The organism is Microcoleus harperi Pol14_C6, assembly GCF_036701295.1.
Taxonomy (GTDB): domain Bacteria; phylum Cyanobacteriota; class Cyanobacteriia; order Cyanobacteriales; family Microcoleaceae; genus Microcoleus.
Map to the genome: position 1 here is coordinate 1 of NZ_JAUBQN010000100.1, position 2,860 is coordinate 2,860.

At 46.6% G+C, this 2,860-nt stretch carries 2 protein-coding genes; one reads left to right on the forward strand and one right to left on the reverse strand.

Annotated features, from left to right (window positions below; all coding sequences use genetic code 11):
* Positions 1-457: EAL domain-containing protein (locus tag QUA27_RS27110; RefSeq protein WP_333072137.1), on the forward strand; the 457-nt coding region annotated here is incomplete at its 5' end.
* 523 nt (positions 458-980) lie between these two features.
* Here the strand turns inward: QUA27_RS27110 and ffh are convergent.
* Entirely contained in the window at positions 981-2,426 is a 1,446-nt protein-coding gene (gene ffh / locus QUA27_RS27115; RefSeq protein ID WP_333072138.1) for a signal recognition particle protein, read from the reverse strand.
* Between the last annotated feature and the right edge of the window lie 434 nt (positions 2,427-2,860).

The following is a 2,860-nucleotide window of genomic DNA, read 5'->3' on the forward strand; positions in this document are numbered from 1 at the left end:
GCTGCCTATCTTTTTTGAGCACACATTGGCTCAATCCTTACCAACTCTGGGTTTGAGCCTGTTTGTCACCCCCCCAGCCAGGGAAGAAAAGATGTTGAAGCAGCTAAAAGGTTTAGGCCTTATGTTGTGTATCGACGACTTTGGCACGGGCTACTCTTCTTTAAGCCGCTTACACGAGTTTCCCATTGATACCTTAAAGATTGACCGGTCTTTTGTCAGCCGCATTGGATCAGACAACAGCGGCGTAGAAATTATCCAGACAATTGTAACGCTGGCTCGCAGCCGAGGTATGGATATCGTGGCAGAAGGCATAGAAACACCAACACAACTACAGAAACTGCGAGAGTTGGGGTGTGAGTTGGGGCAAGGATATTTATTTTCTAAGCCTGTAGATAGCGAAAAGGCAACCGAACTATTAGGCTTAAAAGTAGGGGTAGTAAGCTGGCCTGCCATCTAGTTTGGCACGATAAATTTTATGAATCTCTTATGGGAAAGGCCCAAAAGCCTACTCTCCTTATACATTTCTCTCTAATCTCAAGTAGGAATTTGCCAATGCTAGGGCCTTGAATTATTCTGGGATGACAAAGAGGTCGAGCGAATTTGGCAATTCTATAGATATGGTTTTTGGTTGAGTAATTGTTTGTACCATATTTAATTACAGGCTTTTTCAGGTAGAAGTCGGCAACAAGAAAAAAGTTAAAGTTTGATGGTTTTTACATATTGTACCATTCTCAAGAACGGGCATCTTGCCCGTCCCACAAGAGATTAATTTTTTTGTGGAACAGGCATCTTGCCTGTTTATAAAAGGATTATTGAGAATGCTGCAACATCTCAGATGATTTTTACCTATTGTACCAATGCCGATCGAGGACTCTCGCATGGGGTGGGATGGGTTTACGAGATTGTGTGTTTTAGGCAATTATTATCGGTCAACCCGCCCCTAGAAATTTTTGACAATCGTGCAATATGTTTGATGCTTTCTACAACTGTCCGAAACCTTTTTTAGGCTTATCTTTTTTCTTTTTCTTCTTCTGCTGGGCCATATAGCCGCGGGAACCGGGCTGCATTCCGGGACCACCCATTCCGGGCATTCCCGGCATTCCCGGCAATCCTCCCATTCCTGTAAAGTTGCCTTGACTCATTTGCTGCATCATGGTACGCATTTTCTGGAAATCGCTGACCAGCTTAGTTACGTCGTTTTCTGCGTAGCCGGCACCTTTTCCGATGCGGCGGCGGCGGGATGGAGAACTTGCTAAAAGTTCGGGATTGCGGCGTTCTTCAACTGTCATGGAATTAATCATGGCTTCGGTGCGTTTTAGCTGCACTTCTCCCTGCCGCATTTGTTCGTCTGAGAGTTTGTTCATCCCCGGAATCATTTTCATGATGCCGCCGAGGGAACCCATGTTTTTTAACAGTCTGGTTTGCTTGAGAAAGTCGGTAAAGTCAAACTTTGCCGTGAGCATTTTCTCTTGCATTTTTTCGGCATCGGCGATGTCGAATTCTTCTTGCGCTTTTTCTACTAGCGTCAAGACATCGCCCATGCCAAGTATTCTCGATGCCATGCGATCGGGATAAAATGGTTGCAACGCTTCCACTTTTTCGCCTACGCCGACAAATTTAATCGGCGCGCCGGATATTTGCCGCACTGATAGGGCTGCACCGCCGCGGCTGTCGCCATCTAATTTGGTTAAGATTGCGCCGGTAATGCCGATTTGTTCGTGAAAGGTGCGGGTTAAATTTGCTGCTTCTTGGCCGGTCATGGCATCAACAACTAACAACGTTTCGTGGGGTTGTACTGTTTGTTTGATGCGGCCCAATTCTGCCATCATGTCTTGGTCGATTTGCAGGCGGCCGGCTGTATCGACGATGATGGTATCAATGCCGATTTGTTTGCCGTGTTCGATGCCTTGGCGGGCAATTTCTACGGGGTCAATGTCTTTGCCTAATTCAAATACTGGTACGTCGATTTGTTTGCCGAGTGTGAGCAATTGGTCGATCGCGGCTGGTCGATAAATGTCGGTTGCGACTAGCAGTGCGGTACGATTTTGTTTGCGGAGGTGCAGCGCTAGTTTGGCGGTAGCTGTGGTTTTCCCGGTTCCTTGCAAACCAGCCATCAGGATAACTGTGGGCCCGGAGTCTGCGGTGGCGAGGGGTACGTTGGTTTCCCCCATGACGCGCACGAGTTCGTCGTGGACGATTTTGATGAATTGTTGGTCGGGACGGACGCCTGAGACGACTTCTGCGCCTTGTGCTTTTGCCGCTACCTCTCCGATGAAGTTTTTGACGACTTGGAGGTTGACATCGGCTTCCAGGAGGGCGCGGCGCACTTCTTTGAGGGCGTCTTGGATGTTGGACTCGGAGATTTTATTCTGTCCGCGCAGTTTTTTCCAGGTGGATTCGAGTCGATCGGCGAGGGCTTCAAACATAGGGCATTGTTGGCTAGTCAGTCTTTTTAATTTTAAGGCTAAATGCGGATGTTTGGATTAATGTTTTGCTAATTTTTGAATAATCCTTTCAGGGCGGGCTAGGAGCAACGGCCCACAAGAAAATTCATCTATTGTGGAACAGGCATCTTGCCTGTTATTAAAACTGCTGCCACAAAATTCATCTATTGTGGAACAGGCATCTTGCCTGTTATTAAAACTGTTGCCCTAAAATTCATCTATTGTGGAACAGGCAAGATGCCTGTTCCTAAAACTGCTATAAGATGTTAGTTTTTACATATTCTGCGATCGCTGGTTGGACTGTGAAGAGGGTGCGATCGCCCTTTGGGACTTTTTCGATTAATGGGACTTAAACAAAATTTAAGCCCAAATAAAGCCCAAACTGGCTTTGTGAGCAGCAAATACGTCCATATTTT

What these genes read in the sequence shown, in the direction of transcription:
- ffh (WP_333072138.1), bottom strand. Translation starts at nt 2,426, where the DNA reads ATGTTTGAAGCCCTCGCCGATCGACTCGAATCCACCTGGAAAAAACTG.